Source organism: Arcicella rigui (assembly GCF_034929435.1).
Classification (GTDB): Bacteria; Bacteroidota; Bacteroidia; order Cytophagales; family Spirosomataceae; genus Arcicella; species Arcicella rigui.
Genome location: NZ_JAYFUM010000007.1, coordinates 74,634 through 99,151 on the forward strand (window position 1 = coordinate 74,634; position 24,518 = coordinate 99,151).

At 35.7% G+C, this 24,518-nt stretch carries 25 protein-coding genes; 9 read left to right on the plus strand and 16 right to left on the minus strand.

Features of this window, described 5'->3' with window-relative positions:
* Positions 1–214: 214 nt before the first annotated feature.
* A complete protein-coding gene (locus VB248_RS06510) occupies positions 215–949 on the minus strand; it encodes a M15 family metallopeptidase (RefSeq protein ID WP_323295942.1) in 735 nt (244 codons plus the stop codon).
* Positions 950–1,114: 165 nt separating this feature from the next.
* Between VB248_RS06510 and VB248_RS06515 the strand changes: the two genes are divergently transcribed.
* The 6 genes from VB248_RS06515 (at position 1,115) to VB248_RS06540 (ending at position 8,910) form a co-directional block, all read left to right on the plus strand.
* Positions 1,115–2,350, plus strand: a complete 1,236-nt coding sequence (locus VB248_RS06515) for a nucleoside recognition domain-containing protein (protein WP_323295943.1) — start codon at positions 1,115–1,117, stop codon at positions 2,348–2,350.
* Positions 2,351–2,571: 221 nt separating this feature from the next.
* Positions 2,572–4,182: an alginate lyase family protein gene (locus tag VB248_RS06520; RefSeq protein WP_323295944.1), complete on the plus strand. Its 1,611-nt coding sequence runs from the start codon at positions 2,572–2,574 to the stop codon at positions 4,180–4,182.
* The gene (locus VB248_RS06525) at positions 4,157–5,359 is read left to right on the plus strand and encodes a glycosyltransferase (protein ID WP_323295945.1); all 1,203 of its coding nucleotides are present in this window, start codon (positions 4,157–4,159) and stop codon (positions 5,357–5,359) included. Before VB248_RS06520 ends, VB248_RS06525 begins: the two co-directional genes overlap by 26 nt.
* 90 nt (positions 5,360–5,449) lie before the next feature.
* Positions 5,450–6,715: a nucleotide sugar dehydrogenase gene (locus VB248_RS06530; protein WP_323296132.1), complete on the plus strand. Its 1,266-nt coding sequence runs from the start codon at positions 5,450–5,452 to the stop codon at positions 6,713–6,715.
* Positions 6,716–6,931: 216 nt separating this feature from the next.
* The gene (locus VB248_RS06535) at positions 6,932–7,873 is read left to right on the plus strand and encodes an NAD-dependent epimerase/dehydratase family protein (protein WP_323295946.1); all 942 of its coding nucleotides are present in this window, start codon (positions 6,932–6,934) and stop codon (positions 7,871–7,873) included.
* Entirely contained in the window at positions 7,870–8,910 is a 1,041-nt protein-coding gene (locus tag VB248_RS06540) for an MraY family glycosyltransferase (RefSeq protein ID WP_323295947.1), read from the plus strand. Before VB248_RS06535 ends, VB248_RS06540 begins: the two co-directional genes overlap by 4 nt.
* 64 nt (positions 8,911–8,974) lie before the next feature.
* Here VB248_RS06540 and VB248_RS06545 read toward each other — a convergent pair whose 3' ends face one another.
* The 11 genes from VB248_RS06545 to VB248_RS06595 all read right to left on the minus strand — a co-directional run bounded on the left by VB248_RS06545 (position 8,975) and on the right by VB248_RS06595 (position 18,567).
* Positions 8,975–9,484 (minus strand): NADH-quinone oxidoreductase subunit J family protein, encoded by a 510-nt coding sequence (locus VB248_RS06545; RefSeq protein ID WP_323295948.1) that lies wholly within the window; start codon positions 9,482–9,484, stop codon positions 8,975–8,977.
* Between the two features lie 36 nt (positions 9,485–9,520).
* The gene (locus VB248_RS06550; RefSeq protein WP_323295949.1) at positions 9,521–10,039 is read right to left on the minus strand and encodes a NuoI/complex I 23 kDa subunit family protein; all 519 of its coding nucleotides are present in this window, start codon (positions 10,037–10,039) and stop codon (positions 9,521–9,523) included.
* A gap of 67 nt (positions 10,040–10,106) precedes the next feature.
* Positions 10,107–11,267, minus strand: coding sequence for an NADH-quinone oxidoreductase subunit NuoH (nuoH, locus tag VB248_RS06555; RefSeq protein WP_323295950.1), 1,161 nt, complete (start codon positions 11,265–11,267; stop codon positions 10,107–10,109).
* A gap of 67 nt (positions 11,268–11,334) precedes the next feature.
* Positions 11,335–12,351, minus strand: coding sequence for a 2Fe-2S iron-sulfur cluster-binding protein (locus VB248_RS06560; RefSeq protein ID WP_323295951.1), 1,017 nt, complete (start codon positions 12,349–12,351; stop codon positions 11,335–11,337).
* 158 nt (positions 12,352–12,509) lie between these two features.
* On the minus strand, positions 12,510–13,709 hold the full coding sequence (locus VB248_RS06565) for a glycosyltransferase family 4 protein (RefSeq protein WP_323295952.1): 1,200 nt from the start codon (positions 13,707–13,709) through the stop codon (positions 12,510–12,512).
* A complete protein-coding gene (gene nuoF, locus VB248_RS06570; protein WP_323295953.1) occupies positions 13,709–15,049 on the minus strand; it encodes an NADH-quinone oxidoreductase subunit NuoF in 1,341 nt (446 codons plus the stop codon). Before nuoF ends, VB248_RS06565 begins: the two co-directional genes overlap by 1 nt.
* Positions 15,050–15,161: 112 nt before the next feature.
* On the minus strand, positions 15,162–15,656 hold the full coding sequence (locus VB248_RS06575; protein WP_323295954.1) for an NADH-quinone oxidoreductase subunit NuoE family protein: 495 nt from the start codon (positions 15,654–15,656) through the stop codon (positions 15,162–15,164).
* A gap of 24 nt (positions 15,657–15,680) precedes the next feature.
* Positions 15,681–16,916 (minus strand): NADH dehydrogenase (quinone) subunit D, encoded by a 1,236-nt coding sequence (nuoD, locus tag VB248_RS06580; RefSeq protein WP_323295955.1) that lies wholly within the window; start codon positions 16,914–16,916, stop codon positions 15,681–15,683.
* A 12-nt stretch (positions 16,917–16,928) separates the two neighbouring features.
* A complete protein-coding gene (locus VB248_RS06585; protein ID WP_323295956.1) occupies positions 16,929–17,429 on the minus strand; it encodes an NADH-quinone oxidoreductase subunit C in 501 nt (166 codons plus the stop codon).
* A gap of 60 nt (positions 17,430–17,489) precedes the next feature.
* Complete coding sequence (locus tag VB248_RS06590; RefSeq protein ID WP_184129652.1) at positions 17,490–18,038, minus strand: NADH-quinone oxidoreductase subunit B; 549 nt, start codon at positions 18,036–18,038, stop codon at positions 17,490–17,492.
* A gap of 139 nt (positions 18,039–18,177) precedes the next feature.
* Complete coding sequence (locus VB248_RS06595; RefSeq protein WP_323295957.1) at positions 18,178–18,567, minus strand: NADH-quinone oxidoreductase subunit A; 390 nt, start codon at positions 18,565–18,567, stop codon at positions 18,178–18,180.
* Between the two features lie 440 nt (positions 18,568–19,007).
* On the opposite strand from VB248_RS06595, the gene VB248_RS06600 reads away from it, so the two are divergent.
* Together VB248_RS06600 and VB248_RS06605 are read left to right on the plus strand one after the other, a co-directional pair.
* Positions 19,008–19,877, plus strand: a complete 870-nt coding sequence (locus VB248_RS06600) for an SMP-30/gluconolactonase/LRE family protein (RefSeq protein WP_323295958.1) — start codon at positions 19,008–19,010, stop codon at positions 19,875–19,877.
* Positions 19,878–19,921: 44 nt separating this feature from the next.
* A complete protein-coding gene (locus tag VB248_RS06605) occupies positions 19,922–20,206 on the plus strand; it encodes a putative quinol monooxygenase (protein ID WP_323295959.1) in 285 nt (94 codons plus the stop codon).
* A 102-nt stretch (positions 20,207–20,308) separates the two neighbouring features.
* Here VB248_RS06605 and VB248_RS06610 read toward each other — a convergent pair whose 3' ends face one another.
* The 4 genes from VB248_RS06610 to VB248_RS06625 all read right to left on the minus strand — a co-directional run bounded on the left by VB248_RS06610 (position 20,309) and on the right by VB248_RS06625 (position 23,525).
* Positions 20,309–20,836, minus strand: coding sequence for an acyl-CoA thioesterase (locus tag VB248_RS06610; protein ID WP_323295960.1), 528 nt, complete (start codon positions 20,834–20,836; stop codon positions 20,309–20,311).
* A 207-nt stretch (positions 20,837–21,043) separates the two neighbouring features.
* On the minus strand, positions 21,044–21,355 hold the full coding sequence (gene nuoK / locus VB248_RS06615; protein ID WP_323295961.1) for an NADH-quinone oxidoreductase subunit NuoK: 312 nt from the start codon (positions 21,353–21,355) through the stop codon (positions 21,044–21,046).
* A gap of 17 nt (positions 21,356–21,372) precedes the next feature.
* Positions 21,373–21,894: an NADH-quinone oxidoreductase subunit J family protein gene (locus VB248_RS06620; RefSeq protein WP_323295962.1), complete on the minus strand. Its 522-nt coding sequence runs from the start codon at positions 21,892–21,894 to the stop codon at positions 21,373–21,375.
* Positions 21,891–23,525, minus strand: a complete 1,635-nt coding sequence (locus VB248_RS06625; RefSeq protein ID WP_323295963.1) for a 4Fe-4S binding protein — start codon at positions 23,523–23,525, stop codon at positions 21,891–21,893. Before VB248_RS06625 ends, VB248_RS06620 begins: the two co-directional genes overlap by 4 nt.
* Positions 23,526–24,040: 515 nt before the next feature.
* On the opposite strand from VB248_RS06625, the gene rplM reads away from it, so the two are divergent.
* A complete protein-coding gene (gene rplM / locus VB248_RS06630) occupies positions 24,041–24,484 on the plus strand; it encodes a 50S ribosomal protein L13 (protein ID WP_309915314.1) in 444 nt (147 codons plus the stop codon).
* The last annotated feature ends 34 nt before the right edge of the window (positions 24,485–24,518 follow it).

Consider the following 24,518-nt stretch of genomic DNA (forward strand, 5'->3'; position numbering starts at 1 on the left):
ATACTATGATAAAAGGGAAAATGGAATTGCCTCTTAAAATTTTCAGAATGAAGCCTTTAGCCAGAATCTTTTTTTATAGGAAATCCTCAAGTAATATGCCATTGAAATTAATTGCTTGATAAACAGGATTTTAAAGTAATTGTATAAATAAAAAAGTGTACGTTTTCGTACACTTTTTTATTAAAATCGAACGATTCTTATTTTGAATCTTAGTTTACTCGATAATTCTATACAATTGTTTGGCTTCGTTGCGAGAAACGGCGTTGAAATGCCACCATTCATAGTCGATAGGCATATAGCCAACGGCTTTCATTACACTGCGTAATAACTTGCGGTTGGCAATTTGCTTTGAACTTAATTTTTTCTTTGCCAGAAAGTAGGCTTCTTTGGTTGGATAGGCCAATTCCCCGAAATAATCATATTTTGTACCCATGTCCAAGGGTTTTCCGTCGGCAGTGGCAATGGTTAAATCCACGGCACTTCCATAATTATGAATCGAACCTTTTGCAGGATTTGAAACATATTTTTCACGTTCTTTTACCGAATATTGAGAAAGTGTATTCCAAAGAATTTTTTGAATACTCAGCGGGCGACCGCCATCATAAACCAAAAGCCTGTAATTGGGGTGTTCTTGTTGAAGTAATTCATTGGCTTCTTTGAGCATATTGGCAGGGCGTTTTTGCATAAAACAATTATTAATACAGCCATAAACATCCTTTCCAACAAAATTATCTGTGCTTGAATACTTCAATTCGACCAAAATTGTAGGGTCAATTTCTTTGATATTTACTAAGCCTTGTTGAGCCATCTTTTGTTCGTACTCACAAGTATAAATCGTTTTTTGCTTAGAGGTTTTACTGTTTTTCTTACGATTTGGAATATCTCTATTGGCTAAAAGCGGTGAAGAAATGATTAAAAAAAGTAAGACATTCAAAATTTGTTTTCTCATATTTTTGATGTTCATTAAAGAATAAAACATAAATTTAAGGGTGAATTTCTTTGAATATTGAAAATATTTCATTTTGTGCTTTTAATACTTCTATTTTCAAATCGCAAAGCAATTCGCCGCCCGATTCAAATTATCAATATTACGCTCATCAAATTTTGTTGAAACATGGCTTTAAATTACCTCTGGATTGCTTTTTTTATGATTGCTTTTGTTGTGGCACTCATCAAACTGATTTTTACGGGCGACACCGAAATTTTTAAATTAATCATTGATGGAATGTTTGATTCTTCCGAAGTAGCAGTCATGAAAATTGCCTTGCCTTTGGCTGGCGTGATGACTTTCTTCATGGGTTTGTTGAACATTGGCGAGCGTGCTGGGGCAATTAACTTTTTGGCTCGTTTGGTTGGCCCATTTTTCAATCGTTTATTTCCTGAAATTCCTAAAAATCACCCTGCCAATGGACAGATGATTATGAATTTCTCTGCCAATATGCTTGGTTTAGATAATGCTGCCACGCCTTTTGGACTAAAAGCGATGCAGAGTTTACAAGAATTGAATCCAAGTAAAGACGTTGCCTCTAATGCCCAAATTATGTTTATGGTTTTGCATAGTGCTGGACCAGTTTTGATTCCCCTCAGTATTATGGCACAGCGTTCGATTTATGGTGCGGCTGATGCTTCGGATATTTTTATTCCTTGTCTGATTGCTACTTATGTGGCTACGGTTACAGGTTTACTTTTTGTAGCGATTCGACAGAAAATCAATTTGTTTGATAAAGTAATTATTTCATGGTTAGGTGGGATTTCCTTATTTATCGGCTTGGTACTTTGGTATTTTTCAAGTATTCCGAAAGAGCAAATTGAAGTAGTGTCAAAAGTAGCTTCCAACCTTATTTTATTTACGTTTATTATTTCATTTTTATTGGGAGCTGTACGCAAAAAAGTAGATGTTTTTAGTGCTTTTATAGAAGGGGCAAAAGGAGGTTTTGAGACTTCGGTAAAAATTATTCCTTATTTGGTGGCAATGTTGGTTGCAATTGGAGCTTTACGCAATTCTGGTGCTTTAACTTGGGTGGTTGATGGAATGAAGTTCGTTTTCTCTTTAACGGGAATGAATACCGATTTCACAGACGCTTTGCCAACGGCTTTGATGCACCCTTTGAGCGGTGGAGGTTCAAGAGCGATGATGATTGATACCATGAAAACGTTCGGTGCAGATTCTTTTGCTGGACGTTTGTCATGTGTTTTTCAAGGCTCTTCTGATACGATTTTTTATGTTTTGGCTTTGTACTTTGGCTCGGTAAATATCAAAAATACACGTTACACGCTTTGGGCTGGTCTAACAGCCGATTTAGTGAGCGTTATTACTTCTATTTGGGTGAGCTATATTTTCTTTCATTAATGATTAGCCCTGAGCTTTGAGAAATGAGCTTTGAGCTTTTGAAGCAAGACGTTTGAAGACTTTAGGATTTTAGACTTTAGGACTTTAAGATACAAGATTGATGTACATTCTGTTTCTAAAATCTTTAATCTAATAATCCTAAAGGCCTAAATCTTGCATCTAAAATCTTGTATCTTGTTTCTTATGTCTTAAAGTCTAACATCCTAAAGTCTTTACGAAAAATGAAAACAAAACTCTACTTCTACACAATTCTACATTTACGTCCGAAGCAAATATTTTATCAACTGTATTATCGGACAAAACGCTTGGTTAGAAAAATACTTCGCTGGCAATATCCCAAAACGATTGAAACGAAAAGTTTTAGTTTACATTTACAAGCATCAATTCCTGCTAAAAAGACATATTTCTCAACCGAAAAACGTTTTATCTTTCTGAATCAATCCAAGTATTTTAAAGAAGCCATCGACTGGAATGATGAAAAATCTTTCGGAAAATTATGGACATATCAGCTAAATTATTTTGACTTTCTGCATCAAAAAGACTTATCCAAAGAAGACGGCTTGGCTCTGATTAATACTTTTATCAATACTTCAAACCTCAGCACAGGTTTAGAACCTTATCCGATTTCTTTGAGAGGCATCAATTGGATAAAATTTTTGACTTACCATCAAATTCAAGAACCCAAAATAGATGCTTTTTTGATGGCTCATTATCGTATTTTGAGTAAAAATCTGGAGTACCACATTTTAGGAAATCACTTATTGGAAAATGCGTTTTCTTTACTTTTTGCCGCTTATTATTTTAGAGATAAGTACTTTCTGAAAATTGCTACCAAGCTTTTGAAAAAAGAACTAAAAGAACAGATTTTAGCCGATGGCGGACATTTTGAATTATCGCCCATGTATCACCAAATCGTACTCTTTCGTTTGCTCGACAGCTTGAATTTGGTGAAAAATAATCCTGATTTTAGCGAGTACTTTCTAAATGAATTATTGAAAGATTACGTTCAAAAAATGCTTGATTTTTTGGCAGTCATAACTTTTGAAAATGGCGATATTCCTTTGGTAAATGATTCCGCTCAAAATTTTGCACCCAATACTGCTGAACTTTTAGCGTTCGCCAAAAGCTTAAATTTATTGCCCAAACCTACTAAAATTAAAGAAAGCGGTTATCGAAAATTTCAGAAAGCTACTTATGAATTGTTTGTCGATGTAGCTGAAATTTCTCCCAAGTATTTATCTGCACACGCTCATTCCGATACTTTTAATTTCATCTTGTACATTCGTGGAAAGCCTTTTATTGTGGATACTGGTACTTCTACTTATCAGTTTGCAGAAAGGCGACAGCAGGAACGTTCGACTACGGCACATAATACCGTTCAAATTGGAGATTTTGAACAATCGGAAATTTGGAGTATTTTTAGAGTAGCGAGGCGAGCGAAACCAAAAATTTTATCAGAATCAGAAAATCATATTTCGGCTTCGTACAACGGCTATCAGCGTTTGGGAATTGTTCATCAAAGAGATTTTTGGATAGAAAAACAACAAATTACCATTCGTGATACAATACTTGGGAATGAGAATTTTCCAGCAAAAGCATTTTTACACTTTTACCCCAACATCGAAATTAAGCTTACTGAAAATATACTTTCAACCGATTTCGCTACAATTATATTTTCAGAAAACCTCGAAATTACGCTTACGGATTATTTATTAGCCGAAGAATTTAATGTACTCAAACCAGCCAAATTAGCGATTATACACTTTAAAAAAGAATTAACTACAACAATTAAATTCCATAAAGCTTATGAAAATCCTCGTCCTAAGTTTTAATTTTCAGCCAGATTTATGTGCAGGTTCGTTCAGAAGTACTGCATTGGTTCAAGCTCTTCAAACAAAAATTACTTCAACAGATTCTATTGAAGTACTCACGACTACGCCAAATCGCTATCACAGTTTCAGCAATCAAGCCCCAGTTTTCGAGCAAAAGGATAATTTAATCATTCGCAGAATTCCTTTGCCGCCACATAAAAACAGCATTTTCGGGCAAATTTTTGCCTTTACATTTTATGCAAAATCGGTACTGAAATATACCCGAAAATATGATTATACTTTGATTTACGCTTCTTCGTCTCGACTTTTCACGGCTTTACTCGGAGCGATAATTGCTCGCCGAAAACCAACTTTACTTTTTCTTGACATCAGAGATATTTTTTCAGAAGCAGTTTTAGAAGCTTTTCAAAATCCTGTTCTCAAGTTTTTAATGAAAGTATTTCTTGTACCAATCTTGAAAATGATTGAAAAATTTAGCGTCAACACTGCTCAACATCTCAATCTTGTTTCAGAAGCTTTTGCAGATAATTTTAAATACTTCAAGGGAAATGTTAGCTATTTTACGAATGGAATTGATGAAGTATTTTTAAAATATAATTTTCAGCTTACTATTCAAAATCAGCCACAAATTATTACTTATGCAGGAAATATTGGCAATGGACAAGGTTTGGAGAAAATTATTCCAGCAGCAGCGAAAGCTTTGGAAGGGAAGTATATTTTCAACATCATCGGTGATGGCAATACCAAAAAATTGTTGGAAGAAAAACTAAATCTTCTGAATGTAAATAATGTCAATTTGTTTAAGCCAGTCAGTCAGGAAATGTTGATTAACTTTTATCAGAAAAGCGATTTTTTGTTTTTGCACCTGAACGACGCTAAAGCCTTTGAAAAAGTATTGCCATCAAAGATTTTTGAATACGGAGCAACTAACAAAACGATTATTGCAGGTGTAAATGGTTTTGCGAGAAATTTCATCGAAAAAAATGTAGCAAATGTAATACTTTTTAAACCTTGTGATGTGGAAAATTTGCTTGAAAAATTAGAAAATCACCGTTTTTCAACCGTAAATCGAAGTGATTTTATAGAAAAATTTGGTCGAAGAACACTGATGGACGAAATGGCAAAAATCATTTTAGCAATGATTCATTCGCCTAACATTGAAAAAAATGTAGTATAAGCTTACCTTTATGTTTTAATTCAAAAAATCATTCATGCTGAATCAAGCATTGATGAAATCGAAGATAGAATTTTTTAAAAATTGAAGCTCATTTTGGATATACAAGCAACAAAAATCGCAATTATTGGCCTTGGTTATGTAGGCTTACCTTTAGCAGTAGAATTTGGAAAAAAGTACCAAGTTTTGGGTTTCGATATTAACCAAACTCGTGTGAACGAGTTAAATGCTGGTCACGACCGCACGCACGAAGTAGAATCGTCGCAGTTGAAAGCTTCTGAAAAACTTACTTTTTCGGCTTCTCCTGAAATGTTGAGTACTTGTAATGTGTTTATCGTGACAGTGCCCACGCCAATTGATAAATACAAAAAACCAGATTTGATTCCCTTACTTTCGGCAAGTAAAACAGTCGGAAAAGTTTTGAAGAAAAACGACATTGTGATTTACGAATCTACGGTTTATCCGGGTTGTACAGAAGAAGACTGTGTACCTGTGTTGGAAAGAGAAAGTGGTCTGAAATTCAATGAAGATTTCTTCTGTGGGTATTCGCCAGAGCGTATCAATCCGGGGGATAAAATCAATACTTTAACTAAAATCAGAAAAGTAACTTCTGGCTCAACAGAGGAAATCGCTGAGTTTGTTGACCAACTTTATGGCTCAATCATCGAAGCAGGAACTTATAAAGCTTCGTCGTTGAAAGTTGCGGAAGCCAGCAAGGCCATTGAAAATGCTCAACGTGATGTAAATATTTCGTTCGTCAATGAATTGTCATTGATTTTTGACAAAATGGGCATTGATACTTCTGAAGTATTAGAAGCCGCAGGTACAAAATGGAATTTTTTGAAATTTAAACCTGGTTTAGTAGGCGGACACTGTATCGGCGTTGACCCTTATTATTTACTCCATAAATCTGAAAGTTTGGGCTATTATCCACAAGTAATTCTTTCGGGAAGACGAGTAAACGATAATATGGGCATTTTTGTAGGCGGAAAACTCATTAAGTTATTGATAAAAAAGGGACATAAAATCGAAGGAAGTAAAGTATTGATTTTAGGAATTACTTTCAAAGAGAATTGCCCCGACATTCGTAATTCAAGAGTAATTGATGTGTATCAAGAATTACAAGAATTTGGCGTACAAATTGACGTACATGACCCTTGGGCTGACAAAAAAGAAGTACACGAAGAGTACGGCATTTCATTGTTGGATTCAATTACCGAAAAATACGATGGGATTTTATTAGCGGTTTCGCACGATGAGTACAAAAACTTAGATTTAGAACAATTGAAAAACCCCGATGCGGTGGTTTATGATATAAAATCTTTATGGAACAAAGATTTAGTAGATGCGAGATTGTAAACAATTTCTTGTTCTATTTTAGAACAATTTATTAAATTAGTATCATAAGTGTATAGATAATAAAAAAAGGGGCGAATACTTTATTCGTCTTTTTTTGTGCCTAATAATTAAGGAGTTATGAAAAAAAATATGCTCATTTCTGAAAATCGTTTCTAATAATTTATTATTTTTAGAGTATAGTTTTTTGCGTTTGACCACCTAAATCTACCCTTGCGTATGAGAAAGATTCTTATCACAGGAGGAGCAGGTTTTATTCCAAGCTCTTTAGCCGACAGGCTTTTAGCAAATGAGCAAAATTTTATAGTTGCTCTCGACAATTTTTCAACAGGAAGAGAATTAAATCTTCCACGAGATTCACTTAGTAATTATCAGTTTTTCAAATGTGATGTCAATGATTACGGAAGTCTTTCTAAAATTATGCGTCATTACTGTTTTGACTATGTGTTTCACTATGCCGCTATTGTAGGAGTACGCCGAACACTCGAAAATCCCTTGGGTGTTTTAGGTGACATTGATGGTACACGAAATGTATTGAGTTTATGTATTGAAACGAATGTAAAGCGTATTTTTTTCGCATCTTCTTCAGAAGTATATGGAGAGTCGAAAGAATTCCCTCAACATGAAGAATTAACGCCTCTAAACTCAAAATTGCCCTATGCTGTTGTAAAAAAAGTAGGTGAATCTTATTTGGAATCTTTTAAAAAGACTCATGGATTGGATTATACTATTTTTAGGTTCTTTAATACTTATGGAGTTAAACAAAGTCAAGATTTTGTTGTGTCAAGATTTCTCAGTTCGGCACTGTCGAACCAGCCAATTACGATTTATGGTGATGGCTCTCAAACCCGAACATTTTGCTACATCGATGATAATATCGAGATTACTAACAAAATCTTATGTGAGAATTTAGCCTTAAATGATGTTCTCAATCTTGGTTCTGACATTGAAATAAGTATTTTATCTTTAGCTGAAAAAATTATAGAGATTACAGGTTCGCAATCGTCGATAATACATCTTCCACCTTTAGAAATAGGCGATATGTCAAGAAGAAAACCTGATAACTCTAAAATGAAACGCATTTTAGGAAGAGAATTAATCTCTTTAGATGAAGGCCTTACTCGTATTATTAATCATTATAAAAAAACGTTACCTCTATGAAAACACCTTTAGAAGTGCTAAGCGTAAGCATTACTTCCTTTTTACTCTCATTTTTGTTGAACAAGCTTTTGCTACAAACTAATTTTCTACAAACTGCTTTTCAACAGAACACCGAAAATCGTTGGGCTTCACGAAATAAGCCACCCATTGGGGGATTTTCTTTTTATATGGTCTTTCTTTGTAATCTAATTTGGCTTGATAGGTCTTGGCAATTTCTTGTTTTCCCTTTTACTTTTATCTTTTTTTGGGGCTTGATGGATGATTTTTTGAAAATGCCACCCTTACTAAAATTTATTGGTCAAGCATCTTTAGCTGGATTCTTTATTGTTCATGGCGACTATATTACTATTTCTGATAACGATTCAATAAATAAAGGTTTTACTTTCTTTTGGATTGTTGGGATAATGAACTCTATGAATATGCTTGATAACATGGATGGAGTACTGGCCTCAACGACCTTAATTATCCTTTTTGCTACTCTGCTTTTAGTGATAGAACAAGTTTATACAGAAGCCTATGAGATTGGCTTTGTAATGAGTTTGATGGCGGCAATCGCAGGTTTTTTATATTTTAATTGGAGTCCAGCAAAGATGTTTATGGGCGATAATGGAAGTCAGTTTTTAGGAGCTTTTTTGGCTTGGTTAAGTATCAAATACTTTTGGGGTTTCAGAAGTCAGCATATTGAAGGAGTTCAGCTAAAACAATTTTTAGTACCCATTTTAGTTTTTACAATTCCTTTAGTAGATACTTCAACTGTAATATTTCATCGTTTAAGAAGAGGTTTATCGCCATTTATAGGTGGGAAAGACCATCTGGCTCATCACCTTGTCTATGCTGGTTTTTCAGAAAAAGATGCCGTAAAGTTTCTCTGTATTTTGTCTATGTTTTCGGGTATGATTGTCTTTTTTATTGGCGATGTGGTAGGTACAAATATGTGGATTTCATCAAATACCACTTTAGTAGTAATTTACTGGGTACTCGTTTGGCTGATTCTTCAAATTCTCTATGAAAGAGGCATACATTGGAGTAAAATGTAAAGTATAAACACAAAAAAGCCTGATAAGTAAATTCTCATCAGGCTTTTTTTATGATTAATAATGCTTAAAAATTACGTTCTCCAGCTTCTCTTTTTCCTAACATCACAGCACCAACCATCGCTACAAAGAATAAAACAGATACTAATTCAAAAGGAAGTACATAATCACGGTAGAGGATTTGTCCCAAGCCTTCTACCATACCAGTTTGTCCTTTAAAAGTACTAATTCCAACAGCGTCTTTTAAATCAACCTTGCGTGAGGCTGCAATTAAAATTACTAAAAGCGTACCACCCAAAACAGCACCTGCCAGTTTAGTAAGCGTACTTTTGGAATCAGGCATATTCTTCCGTAAATCCATCATCATAATTACGAAAAGGAATAATACCATGATTGCCCCTGCATAAACTACAATATTAACCGCCATTAAAAATTGAGCGTTTAATAAAACATAATGCCCTGAAATACAAAAGAAAGTGAAAACCAAATACAAAACACTATGTATAGGGTTTTTAGATAGTACAACCATCAAAGCACTCAAAAGTGTTAGGGCTGTCAAAAAGTACCAAAAGTTCATATCTTTAATGAATCGTTATTGAATTTTCTAATTAAATTATTTCCAGCCTTCTCTTAAATAGCGATTGTCCATTTTCTCTACTAATTTATCTTTTCCGAAAATGACTTCTGAACGGTCTTCAAAAACAGGAACCATTTTATCGTGTTGTAAGTAAATAGCTTGTTTTGGACAAGCTTCTTCGCATAAGCCACAGAAAATACAACGAAGCATATTGATTTCATATACACTTGCATATTTTTCTTCACGATATAAATGTTCTTCGCCTTTTTTACGTTCTTCGGCAACCATAGAAATGGCTTCTGCTGGACAAGCTACTGCACAAAGACCGCAAGCTGTACAACGTTCAGCACCTTGCTCATCACGTTTTAAGATATGATGACCACGGAAAACTGGGCCTAAATAACGTTTTTGTTCTGGATAACGAATCGTTACTTTTTTAGAAAAGAAGTGCTTTAAAGTCGTAGCCATTCCGCCAACGATAGCAGGTAAATAAATACGTTCTGCGAAAGTTAATTCTCCTTGTTCTAATACTTTTGATTTATTTGATAATTTCATATTCTTCAAACCTTTAGGGAAAGAGTTTTTTGTTATGAATGAGTTTTAGACTGAGGTTTCTCAATCTTTATGCTGAAGCTAACTTCTTTTTCTTGTATTTCATTTCGCTGTAAGCAAATGTTACTACGAGCATAACTAAAACACCAGCCCAAGAAGCACCTACTGTAAACCAGTTTGAACCACCGTCATTGACAGTAAATAACATTGAAGCGCCTGTCAATACTACATTAAACATTGATAACGGAATTAAGCCTGTCCAGCCCAAGCCCATTAATTGGTCATAACGGAAACGTGGAAGTGTCCAACGTACCCACATGAATACAAAAACAAAGAATAATGCTTTGCCGATTAATGCTCCAACACCCAATAATGCGGCGATATTACTTCCGAACTGACCAACCACTAAATCATAGCCAGGGTAATCATATCCACCAAAGTATAAAGTAGCCATTACTGCACCTGAAATAAACATATTGATATATTCCGAGAATAAGTAAAAGCCCAATTTCATAGAAGAGTATTCTGTGTGATAACCACCAATTAATTCAGTTTCACACTCTGGTAAATCGAAAGGAGTACGGTTACATTCAGCAAAAGCACAGACAATGAAAATAACAAAACCAAGCGGTTGGTAAAGGATATTCCAGTGTCCATTTTGTTGAGTTTCAACAATTGTTTTTGTTGATAAAGAACCCGAAAGCATTAAAATTGCAATGATTGAAAGCCCCATGGCTAATTCATAAGAAATATTCTGAGAAGCCGCACGGATAGCACCAATCAAAGAGTATTTGTTGTTTGATGCCCATCCACCAATCAAAATTCCATAAACACCCAATGAAACAATTCCGAATACCCAAAGAATACCAATATTTACATCAATTCCTTGTAAGTCAAGTACTAAACCGCCACCCAAATCTAATTTGTCACCAAAAGGAACAACCGCAGAAGTCATTAATGCTGTAAGCATTGATAAACAAGGCCCAGCAATGAATAACCACTTATTTGAGTTTGCAGGAATAAAGTCTTCCTTCATAAACATTTTTACGGCATCAGCAAGTGGTTGTAAAATACCAAATGGCCCTGCTCTATCTGGACCAACACGGTCTTGCATAAAAGCAGCGATGATACGTTCAAAATACGTTGAGTATGCCGCAACGCCCAGTGTAATGGCGAAAATAATGCCTACATAAATGGCTTTTGCCGTGAATAAAGCTGATGTAATTTCCATATATCTAAATCAGTAAATAGTGATAAATTGATAGCGTTTCAAATAAATCATTACTACTTACTTTCAATTAATTTAATTGCTTTTTAGGGGCTAAGAATGAACGGTCTCTATTGTCGTCAATTTTCTTATATTGTTCTGCTGCTTGTTTTAAAGGAAAAGCTGGAGTGATTTTATTTGCTCCATATTTATTAGCAGAAATTACAGAGTTATGAGGTACTTTGCTTGGTCCTTCGATTGTCCAATCAGAAGTCTTTTTACGTTCAAAACGGCAAGTATTACAGATAAATTCTTTTACTTCTCCCCACTCGTTTTTACGAGCAGTTACTCTGATTACTTCGTCGCCTCTGTACCACAATGTTACTTTTCCAGAACATTTACCACAGTCACAACTTGCATCTACTGGTTTCGAGAACCAAACACGACTTTTAAAACGATAAGTTCTATCTGTTAAAGCTCCAACTGGACATACATCAATGATATTTCCAGAGAAATCATTATCAATAGCTTTCTCGATATAAGTACTAATTTCAGCGTGGTCGCCACGGTGCATTACTCCATGAACACGTCCGTCAGTAATTTGGTCTGCTGTATAAACACAACGATAACACAAAATACAACGATTCATGTTTAGTTTAATGTTCGGACCTAAATCAACTGGCTCAAAAGTATTTCTTTCTTCTACTGTACGAGTTTTCGATACTCCGTGTTCAAATGTAAAGTTTTGTAAATCACATTCACCCGCTTGGTCGCAGATTGGGCAGTCTAAAGGGTGGTTTAATAACAAAAACTCTACAATTCCTTTACGTACTTCAAGTACTTGTTCGTTGATGGTATTTTCTACTACCATTCCGTCTTGTATTTGAGTAATGCAGGCAGGAACTAATTTTGGCATCGGGCGAGGGTCTCTTTCTGAACCAGCGGTTACTTTTACCAAACATCCACGGCATTTTCCCCCTGAAGCTTTCAAAGGTTCATAATAACACATGGCTGGCGGTGCAATATGTGGTCCAATCTGACGAGCCGCTTGCATGATTGTTGTCCCTGGTGCTACGTCAATGGTGATGTTATCAATAGTAACTTTCATACAAAGTCGAATAATATGTTAAGTTGTCGTTTCAAACGTGGTTTTTCCTAAGAACAACCCAATTATTAATATTTTTCTTTTTCAAGTGTTGTCGGTGGCTACACAAAGATAGAAAATCAATCAATGTAATAATTAGTTGATTGAAAGCCTTATTTCATTTAAGCCACTGTGGTTGATGAAGAAATTTCTTGCATGATACTTAATACCTTTGGGGCAGCAATTGTTGAATCATACTTTAGTGCCTTTTGGTACATTCGTTCACCGATTTCTTCACAAACCTCTCTGTGTTCAAGCAAATAATTCAATTGTTTCTGTGCTGCAACAATGTTTGAATAAGGTATTACTACTCTTTCATCATTTTCAACATAGTTGGGTGCACCACCTGAATTTGCAAAACACACAATAGGTATTTTATTGAGACTTGCCTCAATCATTACTAATGGATGGGGGTCTTCTCTGGACGCTAAGAAAAAAATATCAAAGCAAGCCATGTACTCTATATTCTCGGTTGTCGGCGGAATAAGATGAACATTGTTCCAAATCCCCATTTTTTCAATATCATACAGAATATTCTGATAATCTACTGAATGTTTATTGATACCAATCCAAAGGAAATGTACTTGTTTATTTTCTTGTAGAATGGTGTTGGCTATATTTAAAAATATGTCAACGCCTTTTCTCCACTCAAAATTTCCACAACCTCCAATAATTAAAGCATCTTTTGGAATTTGTAAAGAAGCTTTAATCGACGATTTATCAACCTTATTAATCTGTTCTAAAATATTTTTTACCGAAATAAACGGATTAATAACGGTAATTTTTTCTTCACTAACTCCTATTTGTTGATAGAAGTAATTTTTGATTTCCTGCGAAGCCGCTAAAAAATGAGTAGCGTTCTTAAGCTGAAATTCTAAATCTTCTGGTGAAGTATATTTTTTAATAGAATTTTCTAATTCATGTACATAAACAATAAATGGACATTTAAGAAAATCTAAATTTCGTAAAATTTCACCGTTGGCAATCGTATTTGAAAAAATCAAATCAGGATTTAAAGCTTTAATTTCCTGTATTTTTTCATTATAAAATTTTCGTCTTTTTATCTTATTAATCTTGAAAACTTTATTGTAAACAAGTTTTGAATAAGAGCTTTTTCTGCTTTGCTTTTCTTCAAATTCCCACAGAATAACATTAGCGATTTTTTCAAAAGCTGGCAATAACTTTCCACCTTTTACTAAAAGTAAGTGGATTTCTAAACCTTGTTCTTTTAGCGATGTCAGTAAATCAAGTAGTACATACTGGGCACCAGCCACGTTGGCATCATGCCCAATAAATAATATTTTTTTTTGACCAACTTCCATTATAAAGTCCAGCTTGCTCCTTCACGCATGAAGACAGCTCCTTTTTGTGTTGCTTTTTCTGGATGTTTTACGTGCCATTCAAATTCATCACGGAAGTGACGAATGGCTGCTGCCACTGGCCAAGAGGCTGCTTCGCCTAATGGACAAATAGTATTTCCTTCAATTTTTTTAGCAACATCTACTAATAAGTCAATATCTTCTTGACGACCCTGACCGTGTTCAATTCTGTAAAGAATTTTGTCCATCCAACCAGTACCTTCACGACAAGGTGAACATTGTCCACAAGATTCGTGGTGATAAAAACGACCAAAAGTTAAAGTATTATGAACAATACAAGTAGTTTCGTCCATTACCACAAAACCGCCAGAACCCAACATCGTTCCAGTAATAAATCCACCATCAGAAAGCGATTCATAAGTCATCAATCGTTTTTCTCCGTTGGCAGTTTTTAATATCAATTCAGCAGGAAGGATGGGTACTGAAGAACCACCAGCTACAACCGCTTTTAATTTGTGTCCATCTCTGATACCACCACACCATTCGTCTGAATAAATAAAATCTTCAACTGTGATGCCCAGTGGAATTTCGTAAACACCCGGCTTACGAACATGACCTGATGCTGAAATTAATTTTGTACCAGTACTTCTGCCAATACCAATTTTAGCGTACTCATCGCCACCATTATTGATAATCCATGAAGTAGCTGAAATAGATTCTACGTTATTTACTACTGTCGGACATTGCCACAAGCCTTTTACAGCTGGGAAAGGAGGTTTGTTACGAGGATTTCCACGTTTTCCTTCTAAAGATTCCAACAAAGCTGTTTCTTCTCCACAGATATATGCACCACCACCTGGTTGAACAAATAAGTCAAGGTCATAACCAGAACCTAAAATATTTTTTCCCAGAAAACCTTTGTCATAGGCTTCTTGAATAGCTTTTTCAAGAATGTGTACTACATACATTAATTCACCTCTTACATAAATATAAGAAGTATTTGCACCTAAAGCATACGACGATACAATCATTCCCTCAATTAAGGTATGAGGCGACTTCATCATCAAATAATGGTCTTTGAAAGTACCCGGTTCAGATTCGTCAGCATTACAAACCAAATAACGAGGAATACCTTCTGGTTTTGCTAAAAATGACCATTTCATCCCCATTGGGAAACCAGCACCACCACGACCACGAATACCAGATTTTTTCACTTCTTCAGTTACTTCATCGGGAGTCATCGTTTTTAAAGCCTTTTCTGCTGCCTTATAACCACCGTTTTTGCGGAAAACATCAAAAGTATTGATGCCTTGTACGTCTATATGTTCGGTTAATATTTTCATTGAACTCTTAAATTTGAGCAACGATACGTTGCATCGTTGTTAATTTGAAGACTTGATTGAAGTTTGAGAAAAACACCACTTATCAATCAGTTCCTTATACAATTACAAAAGTCTATTTTGATAACTCATCAATGATTTCATCAACTTTTTCGTTGGTCAAATTCATGTAATATTTTTCACGAATTTGGAATACAGGACCCCAACCACAAGCTGCCAAACATTCTACTTCTTTGATTGTAAATTTACCATCTGGCGTAGTTTCGCCTGTTTCGATGCCTAATTTTTTCTTTAGATGGTCATATACTTCAACGCCTCCCATCAAGCAACAAGGGCCAGTACGGCAGTATTCTATTACGTGTTCGCCAACTGGTTCGAGGTGAAACATCGTATAAAAAGAGGCTACTTCATATACCTCTACTGGCTTGATGTTTAACAAATTAGCTACATAATCCATTACTTCTGAGCTACACCATCTCCATTCAGCCTGAGCTAAGTGTAAAATCGGAAGCAAGGCAGATTTTTGTTTGCCTTCAGGGTAACGTTTAATAATTTTATGAACTAACTCCAACGTATCCGCTGGAAACTGTATGGTTTGTGTATTTGTCATGTTTTAGTCTAAATTAAGCAAAAATTACACGTCCAATTCCCCCGCAATCACGTTCATCGACGACATCGTTACGATAGCATCTGAAAGTGTTGAGCCTTTAATCATTTCTGGGAAAGCTTGATAATAAATATAGCAAGGACGACGGAATTTCAAGCGATATGGTGCACGGCCACCATCTGAAACTAAGTAGAAGCCTAACTCGCCATTACCCCCTTCTACTGAATGGTAAACTTCTCCAACAGGAGCATCAATTTCACCCATTACAATTTTGAAGTGATAAATAAGGGCTTCCATATTACTATAAACCTCTTTTTTGTCAGGTAAATAATAATGAGGAGCATCTGCGTGATAAGAACCTTCTGGAAGGTTGTTAAGAGCCTGTTTGATGATTTTTAGACTTTGCCACATTTCTTCGCCACGAACCAAGAAACGGTCATAAGTATCTCCTTTCGTACCAACTGGGATTTCAAAATCAAAATCTTCATAAGAAGAGTAAGGATTCATGGCACGTACATCGTAATCAATACCTGCTGCTCTTAGATTTGGTCCAGTAAAACCATAATTTAAAGCACGTTCGCCAGAAATCGCACCTACATCTATGGTTCTATCCATAAAAATACGGTTACGTTTTACCAAACCTTCAAATTCTAAAAGTACAGCTGGAAAATCGTCGAGAAGTACGTTGATTTTACGGATTGCCTCTTTTGATAAGTCACGCTCCATACCACCAAAACGTCCCATATTGGTTGTTAGACGAGCTCCACACATTTCTTCGTAGATTTCGTAGATATGCTCTCTCCATTGCATTACATACAAGAAGCCCGTTAAAGCACCTGTATCAACAGCTAAAATAGAGTTACAAATGATGTGGTCGGCAATACGAGCTAACTCCATCATAATCACACGAATATACTGAGCTCTTTTAGGTACTTCAATTCCCAAAAGTTTCTCAACCGTCATGTGCCATCCCATATTGTTGATAGGAGATGAGCAGTAGTTCATACGGTCGGTAAGCGTAGTGATTTGGTAAAATGGGCGACGCTCCGCAATTTTTTCAAAAGCACGGTGAATGTAGCCAACAGTTTGTTCTGCATCAATAATCGTTTCACCATCCATTGTAAGGATGTTTTGAAAGATACCGTGTGTAGCAGGGTGAGTTGGCCCTAAGTTGAGGGTCGTCAAATCATTGACATACTTCTTACCTTCTTGTGCTTTCTCTAAGCCTACGAATGGGCTTGATACTAATGCGATTTCAGACATATTTTTATAAATTTATCTACCAAACAAGGCATCAATTTTATCTTGACGAGTGGCATCTTCTAAAGGATACTCTTTACGCAATGGATGATAATCCATGTCTTCGGCGTTGAGGATGCGTTCCAATTTTGGATGTCCTGAGAATATAATTCCGTAAAAATCAAATGCTTCACGTTCCATCCAATTAGCACAAGCATATAAACCTGTAATGGTTGGAACTACAATGTTTTCTCTCGAAACATAAAGTTTAATGATTAATCTTACATTGTTTTCTAAACTATGTAAATGATAAATCACTCCGAACTCATGTGATGGTACATCTGGGAAGTGAATACCTCCTAAGTCAGTTAAAAATTGGAATTTAAACGTAGGATGTTGATATAAGTAGTGCATCAATGGCACGATTGTATCAGTAGTAGTAGTTACGTTTAAAATTCCGTAGTTTTCTACTATCCCGAAAATATTATCTTCGCCAAATTGAGCGATTAAATCTTGTGCTATTTGTTCGTTTGTCATTGTTAGCTTATCTGTTAATCGTTTACGGAAAATCAAATTGATTTCAGAAACGGATAACCATTACTCGATTCCGTAAGATGCCAAAAGTGCTTTGTATTCAGGAGATTCTCTACGGCGGCGTTGCTCTGACTTAGCGATTTCTTGGATTTGCATAAATCCGTCTAAGATTTGCTCTGGACGAGGTGGGCAACCCGGCACATAAACATCAACAGGAATGATGCGGTCGATGCCTTGTAAAACAGAATAAGTATCAAAAATACCACCAGAAGAAGCACAAGCACCCACCGAAAGTACCCAACGTGGCTCTGCCATTTGAAGATACACTTGCTTGAGTACAGGCCCCATTTTCTTAGAGATAGTTCCCATTACCATTAAAATATCTGCTTGACGGGCTGAAAACGACATACGTTCTGAACCAAAACGAGAAATGTCATAGTGTGAACCTGCAGTTGCCATGAACTCAATACCACAACATGAAGTAGCGAAAGGAAGTGGCCAAAGTGAGTTTGCACGAGCAAGACCCACAAAATCATCTAATTTACCAGCGAAGAAACCTTGTCCTTCAATCCCTTCTGGGGCATCAACTGTTTTTATTATTCTATCGCTCATTGTATCTATTTGGAAATCTGAATATTTGTGAACTTACAAATGTTCAAACCGTACAATATATTTAAAATTCAACTGAAATGATAACTTGGTGTTTAATCAAAGGTTTTAAAAAAATCATTAAAGCCTTTTTATCATTATGCTATTTTTCCCAAGTTAAAACGCCTTTCTTGATAACATAAATGAAACCTACCAAAAGTAAGCCCATAAATACAAGCATTTCAAGAAACATATTAATCGCTGTTTCTGAAGATGATTTTACCCATCCCATAAAATTAACAGCCCAAGGATACATAAAGATAATTTCTACGTCAAATAAAACGAATAAAATCGCTACAAGAAAATATTTTACAGAAATTGGCGTGCGTGCATCACCAATGGACTCGATACCACACTCAAAAGCATCATCTTTTAAGCTACTGTGGCGTTTTGGGCCGAGCCAATGTGTGGCAACCATTGTGGCAACAATAAATGCTAAAGCCGCTCCTAATTGAACAAGTACTGGAAGGTAATCAGATGGTTGGTAGTTCATTGTCGATTTTTTAGGTTTTGATTTTCAGATAATTATATCCTTATTTGAAAACCGATACACTAATTAGGAAGTATCTTTTCAAAATTCATTTGCAATTTACTCATAAAATTTTGTTTGAGACATTTTTTTGACGCTAAAATTTGGGGAAATATTTAAGTCTGAAACTTTGTTGTTTTTTTGATATTTTCTGTAAATATACGCCGTTGCGTCTGGTCTGCTGTCAAAAAATTAACGATAAATGCCTAAAATTATACCTCTGTATCAGTATTTAAGCAACAAAGCTACACGATTTTTTTGATTAACGATTTTTCTTGAAGTACTTAGAAATCCATGTGTGGCTTGTTTTGCAATAAATAATCAGGATAGAAGATATTTCGGATAAAGTACTTTTGTCCTTTCAATAATTTACTATTATCAATTTAAAACAAAATCATCAACTAATGAAGTATAATTCTTTTAGATTAGCTCTGTGTGCCTCTATTCTTTCCCTTTTGAACATTGCTGCTTTTAGTCAAGCCAAGTACCGAGTAGAAGATTTTACGGCTGAAAACCTTTTTACCAATAATATCGAAGGTCCTAACTTCGATAAAGCAGGGAATTTGTATGTCGTAAATTTTAAAGAAGATGGAACGATTGGCAAAGTGAAGCCAAATGGCACTTGTGAATTATTTATTACTTTGCCCAAAGGAAGTACAGCCAATGCTATTCAATTTGACAAAGCTGGAAATATGTACTTGGCTGATTTTTCGGGACATAATGTACTGAAAGTGAATATGAAGACAAAAGCGATTGCTACTTATTGCCACAATGATGCTTTTAACCAGCCGAATGATATTTGTATGACGAAGAAGGACGTGATTTTTGCTTCTGACCCCAACTGGAAAAACTCTACGGGAAAAATTTGGCGAATAAACAAAGGTGTAAAAGCAATGCTTCTGACCGACCAAATGGGTACTACAAATGGCATTTGCTTGAGTCCTGACGAAAAAACTCTTTATGTGAACGAAAGTGTACAAAGAAACATTTGGGCTTTTGATTTAGACAAAAATGGAAATATTTCAAATAAAAGACTATTTACTTCTTTTACAGACGGAGGCTTGGATGGCATGAAATGCGACGCAAAAGGGAATCTTTATGTTTGCCGTTGGGGATTAGGAAAAATTTTGGTTTTTGATAAAACTGGCAAACTGTTGCAGGAAGTACAAATGAAAGGCTTACAAACGAGTAATTTAGTGTTTAGTCCAGATAAAAAAACGATTTTTGTGACACTTCAAGATAGAAAAGGAATGGAACAAATACATTTGAAGTAAAAATAGAAAGTAATTTTTCAGAAACTAAAAAAACAATCATCAAAATGCTCATCAGAATTGTAAGAATGACTTTTCAGGAAGATAAAGTGGAAGAATTTTTAAGCATTTTTCAAGCATCAAAGCTGAAAATAAGAGCTTTTGATGGTTGTGAACATTTGGAATTATTAAGAGATATAAACTTTCCGAATGTCTTTTCAACTTATAGTTATTGGGAAAGTGAAAATCATTTGAATACTTACCGAGACTCTGAATTGTTCAAAAGCGTTTGGGCATCAACCAAAGTATTGTTTGCAGATAAGCCAATAGCTTTTTCTTCGGAAAAAGTGTAATGAGCTTTGAGCTACAAGCTTTGAGCCGTGAGCTATGAGCTTTTTTTCTAATGATGATTAAAAAAAGCTCATAGCTCGTAGCTCAAGGCTCAAAGCTTAAAACTAAAGCTCTCCATTTTCTATCAAGAAAGATTTCAATTCAGTTGCTTCCGAAGCTTTTAGTCTTCCAGCCAAAACCAAACGCAATTGTCTGCGACGTAAAGCTCCGTCGTACAATGCTTTTTCTTCTTCTGTTTCAGTCAAAGAATGCGGTACATCAATCGGGCGACCTGTTTGGTCAACCGCAACGAAAGTAAAAAATGCTTTATTAGTACTTACTCTTTGTTGTGCAGGAATATTTTCAGCCCAAACGTCAATCACAACTTCCATCGAAGAGTTGAAAGCACGAGTAACTTTTGCTTGCAAAGTCACGACGCTACCCAGCGGCACAGATTCTTTAAAAGAAACATTATCCACAGAAGCAGTAACGACAATGCGATTTGAATGTTTCTGAGCACAAATTGCACCCACAACGTCCATCATTCGCATTAGGTTTCCACCCATTAAATTTCCTAAAGTATTTGTATCGTTCGGAAAAATCATTTCCGTCATTGTAGTCAGTGATTCTGAAACAAATTTTGATTTAGCCATATTATGATATTTTTGATTTGGGATGTTGGATTTAGGGGTATTGGCTTTCGGCTGTCGGTCGTCGGATTTCAGCTATCGGATTTCGGATGTCAGCTTTGGGATTTTAAGCTTGGGAATTCTGTATTCAGAATTTTAATTTATACAAAATACCGAATTTCACAGAAAACCGATAGCTGAAATCTGACATCCGATAGCCCAAATCGAAAGTTATTTTTCCGAATTACTACTGATTTCGTCGAGGTTAATGGTTTGAAAATGTTCATGGGCTTTTAATACAATTGCCAAAGCTACTACTGCTTCGCAAACGGCTACCACAATGATAAAAAGAGCGAACATTTGTCCTTGAAACTCTGGGTCGTTTTTACTGAAAGCTACTAAATTGAGATTAACAGCATTGAGCATCAGTTCAATACCCATTAATACAACAATAACGTTTCGTTTTGTAACGACTACCGCCAAGCCAATACTAAAAAGTAAGGCACTTGTGAGTAAATAATATGAAAGAAAACTATTGTCCATCGTGATTTGAAAATTACTTAAACCTTACTTTTACTACTGAGATAAGCCGCACCAATGAGCGTTGCCATGAGTAAAATACCTGAAACTTCAAATGGTAAAACAAAGTCAGTCATTAATAAAATACCGATACTTTGTGTGGAAGGAAGCAGGTCTGCTTGTTCAAATAATCCTGCTTGAATATCAACAAAATTGGCTCTGGCAAAAGCATAAAAGAGTAATCCAAAAATACTTATAGCCACTATAAAACCAATGAAACGGTTGGTATTGCTACTGAGAATGTCATTTTTGCCATTTTCTTTATTGCCACGCTTGTTGGTAAGCATTACTCCAAAAATTAAGAGTACCAAAATACCTCCAACATAAACTAATAGTTGGGTAATGGCTAAAAAATCTGCTCCAGCCAAGACGTACAGAGCCGCAATGCCTAAAAAAGTAAGCAATAAACTAAAAGCGGAGTACAATACATTTTTGCTCCACAAAACAATGCCAGCCGAAATTACTATCAATAATATAAAGGCTATAAAAACTGCTTGTATCACAGGTCTGTTTTAGGTTTTGGTTTGAATGTCGGTTTAAATGCTGGTTTTGGCTTTGGAGCTTGTGTTAGCTGTGAGTTTTGAGCTATGAGCTGTGAGCTTTGAGCTATGAGCTGTGAGCTTTTTTCATTTAGTCCAGAATCTTCTGTTAGCTCTGAGCCTTGAGCTTTGAGCTGCGAGCTTTTTTCTTTTAGTCCTTCGTCCTCCAGTCCAGAATCTTTTTTCTTAAAAGTTGGTTTGAAAACGGGCTTTGGTTTTGGAGTAGGAGCTTCTGTTAGCTGTGAGCTTTGAGCTATGAGCTGTGAGCTTTTTTCTTTTAGTTCTTCTTCCTTTAGTCCAGAATCCTTTTTCTTAAAAGTTGGTTTGAAAACGGGCTTCGGTTTTGGAGTACTTTCTTCTACTTTTACTTCTGTTAGTTCTGAGCTTTTTTCTCTTAGTCCTTCATCTTTTAGTCCAGAATCATCCAATCCTTCTTCTTTTTTCTTAAAGGTTGGTTTGAAAACGGGTTTTGGTTTTGGAGTAGGAGCTTGTGTTAGCTGTGAGTCTTGAGCTATGAGCTGTGAGCTTTTTTCTTTTAGTGCTTCATCTTTTAGTATAGAATCCTCCAGTCCTTTATCTTCCAATCCTTCTTCCTTTTTCTTAAACGAAGGTTTGAAAACGGGTTTTGGTTTTGGAGTAGGAGCTTCTGTTAGCTGTGAGTCTTGAGCTATGAGCTGTGAGCTTTTTTCTTTTAGTGCTTCATCCTTTAGTCCAGACTCCTCCAGTCCTTTATCTTCCAATCCTTCTTCCTTTTTCTTAAACGAAGGTTTGAAAACTGGCTTCGGTTTTGGAGTCGGAGTTTCTGTTAGCTGTGAGCTTTTTTCTTTTAGTCCTTCGTCCTCCAGTCCTTTCTCTTTTAGTCCAGAATCTTCCAGTCCAGCTTCCTTTTTCTTAAATGCTGGTTTAAATGCGGGCTTTGCAATAGATTTTTTCTCTTCTTGTCCAGCATCTTTTAGTCCTGAATCCTCAAGTCTTGCTTCTTGTGTTTTGCTATCTTCCGTCTTCTTGGTCTTCAAACCTTTCATCGCTTCTTTTTCAAGCATGAATTGGTCATAAAGTTCACGTTTTTCTTGTGCCTGTTCGGGCGAAAGATTTCCGAATGCAAAATTATGTTGTGTAACATCAAAAACCGAGAAGTCGTATTCATGCGTCATGGTCAAACACTCTGTCGGGCAAACGGTTGTACATAAGCCACAGAAACAGCATTTTGCCATATCAATATCAAACTTTGCAGCATACAAACGAATGGCAGAGCCATCCGAAGCATAGCCAGCAATGCCAGTAGCTTTGATAGGTTCAATTTCGATACAATCGACTGGACAAATTTTTGAACATTTGTCACAGACGATACAGTCGTCCATTTCATTATGTAATTGATAACGACCGTTATCGGGTAAAGGCAATTTTTCGTGAGGATATTGAATGGTAACAATTCCCGTTTTTTGATTGAAGTAATCGGGATTATCCACGAAAATAGGTTTTCTACTTTGTCGAGCCTCCTGAAAGTGTCGCCAAGATAAAGAAAGACCTTTCAAAGAAGATTTTATTCCTTCTTTGATGTTTCCAAAATATGTATTATTTGCTCCTTTTGCCACGCTACTCAATGGATTTAGATTCCTGCTATTGATTTTTGATTATAAAAAACAATAAAACCTACAACAAAGGTACGTTCTGCATTTTAAGAAAAGAAAAAACGGTGGGTTTTTCTGAATGCTACCTAAATTGAAGAAGAATGCCAATTCTGATTTTAATCCATAAAAAGAAGATAGAAAACGCTTGAAACCAAGCTTTTGAGCAAAAAAGGAGTAAAGTCTATGGAAAGCATAAAATAAGTATTGTTTTTTATGAAAAAAAAGTAAATTCAGTACAAAAACTTTTTGCATATACCGAAACAAGTCCGTAATTTTGCGTTCCCAATTTTTAACTGGATGCCCGTTCAGCAATAAAATAAGGCAAAATCATTGAAAATCAGAGACGTTCCAACTCCGATTTACCGAAAATATTTTCACAGCCCTTAATAAAAGTCCACCGTGGAGATATTTTTTGTAACACCTTATGGCAGAGGTGCTTTCTTTGAGAAAACATTTAGGACTTTTTAACTCTTAATAAAGTGGATACTTTAAGTTATAAAACCATCTCAGCCAACAAGGCTACCACAGAAAAGGGATGGGTTATCGTAGATGCAGAAAATCAGATTGTAGGTCGTTTGACATCTGAAATCGCTAAAATTTTACGTGGAAAGCACAAGCCTTCTTTCACTCCGCATGTTGATTGTGGTGACAACGTTATCGTTATTAATGCTGATAAAATTCGTTTTACTGGCAAGAAAATGACTGATAAAGTTTACATCCGTCACACAGGGTATCCAGGCGGACAGCGTTTTGCTACGCCAAGAGAAGTGTTAGCTAAAAACCCAAAAGGAGTTGTAGAAGCAGCCGTTAAAGGTATGTTACCTAAAAACCGTTTGGGAAGCCGCTTGTTTACTAACTTGTATGTATATGCAGGTACAGAACACCCTCACGCAGCTCAACAACCAACAGAAATTAAATTCTAACTCAGAATTATGAATTATGAATTGTGAATTATGA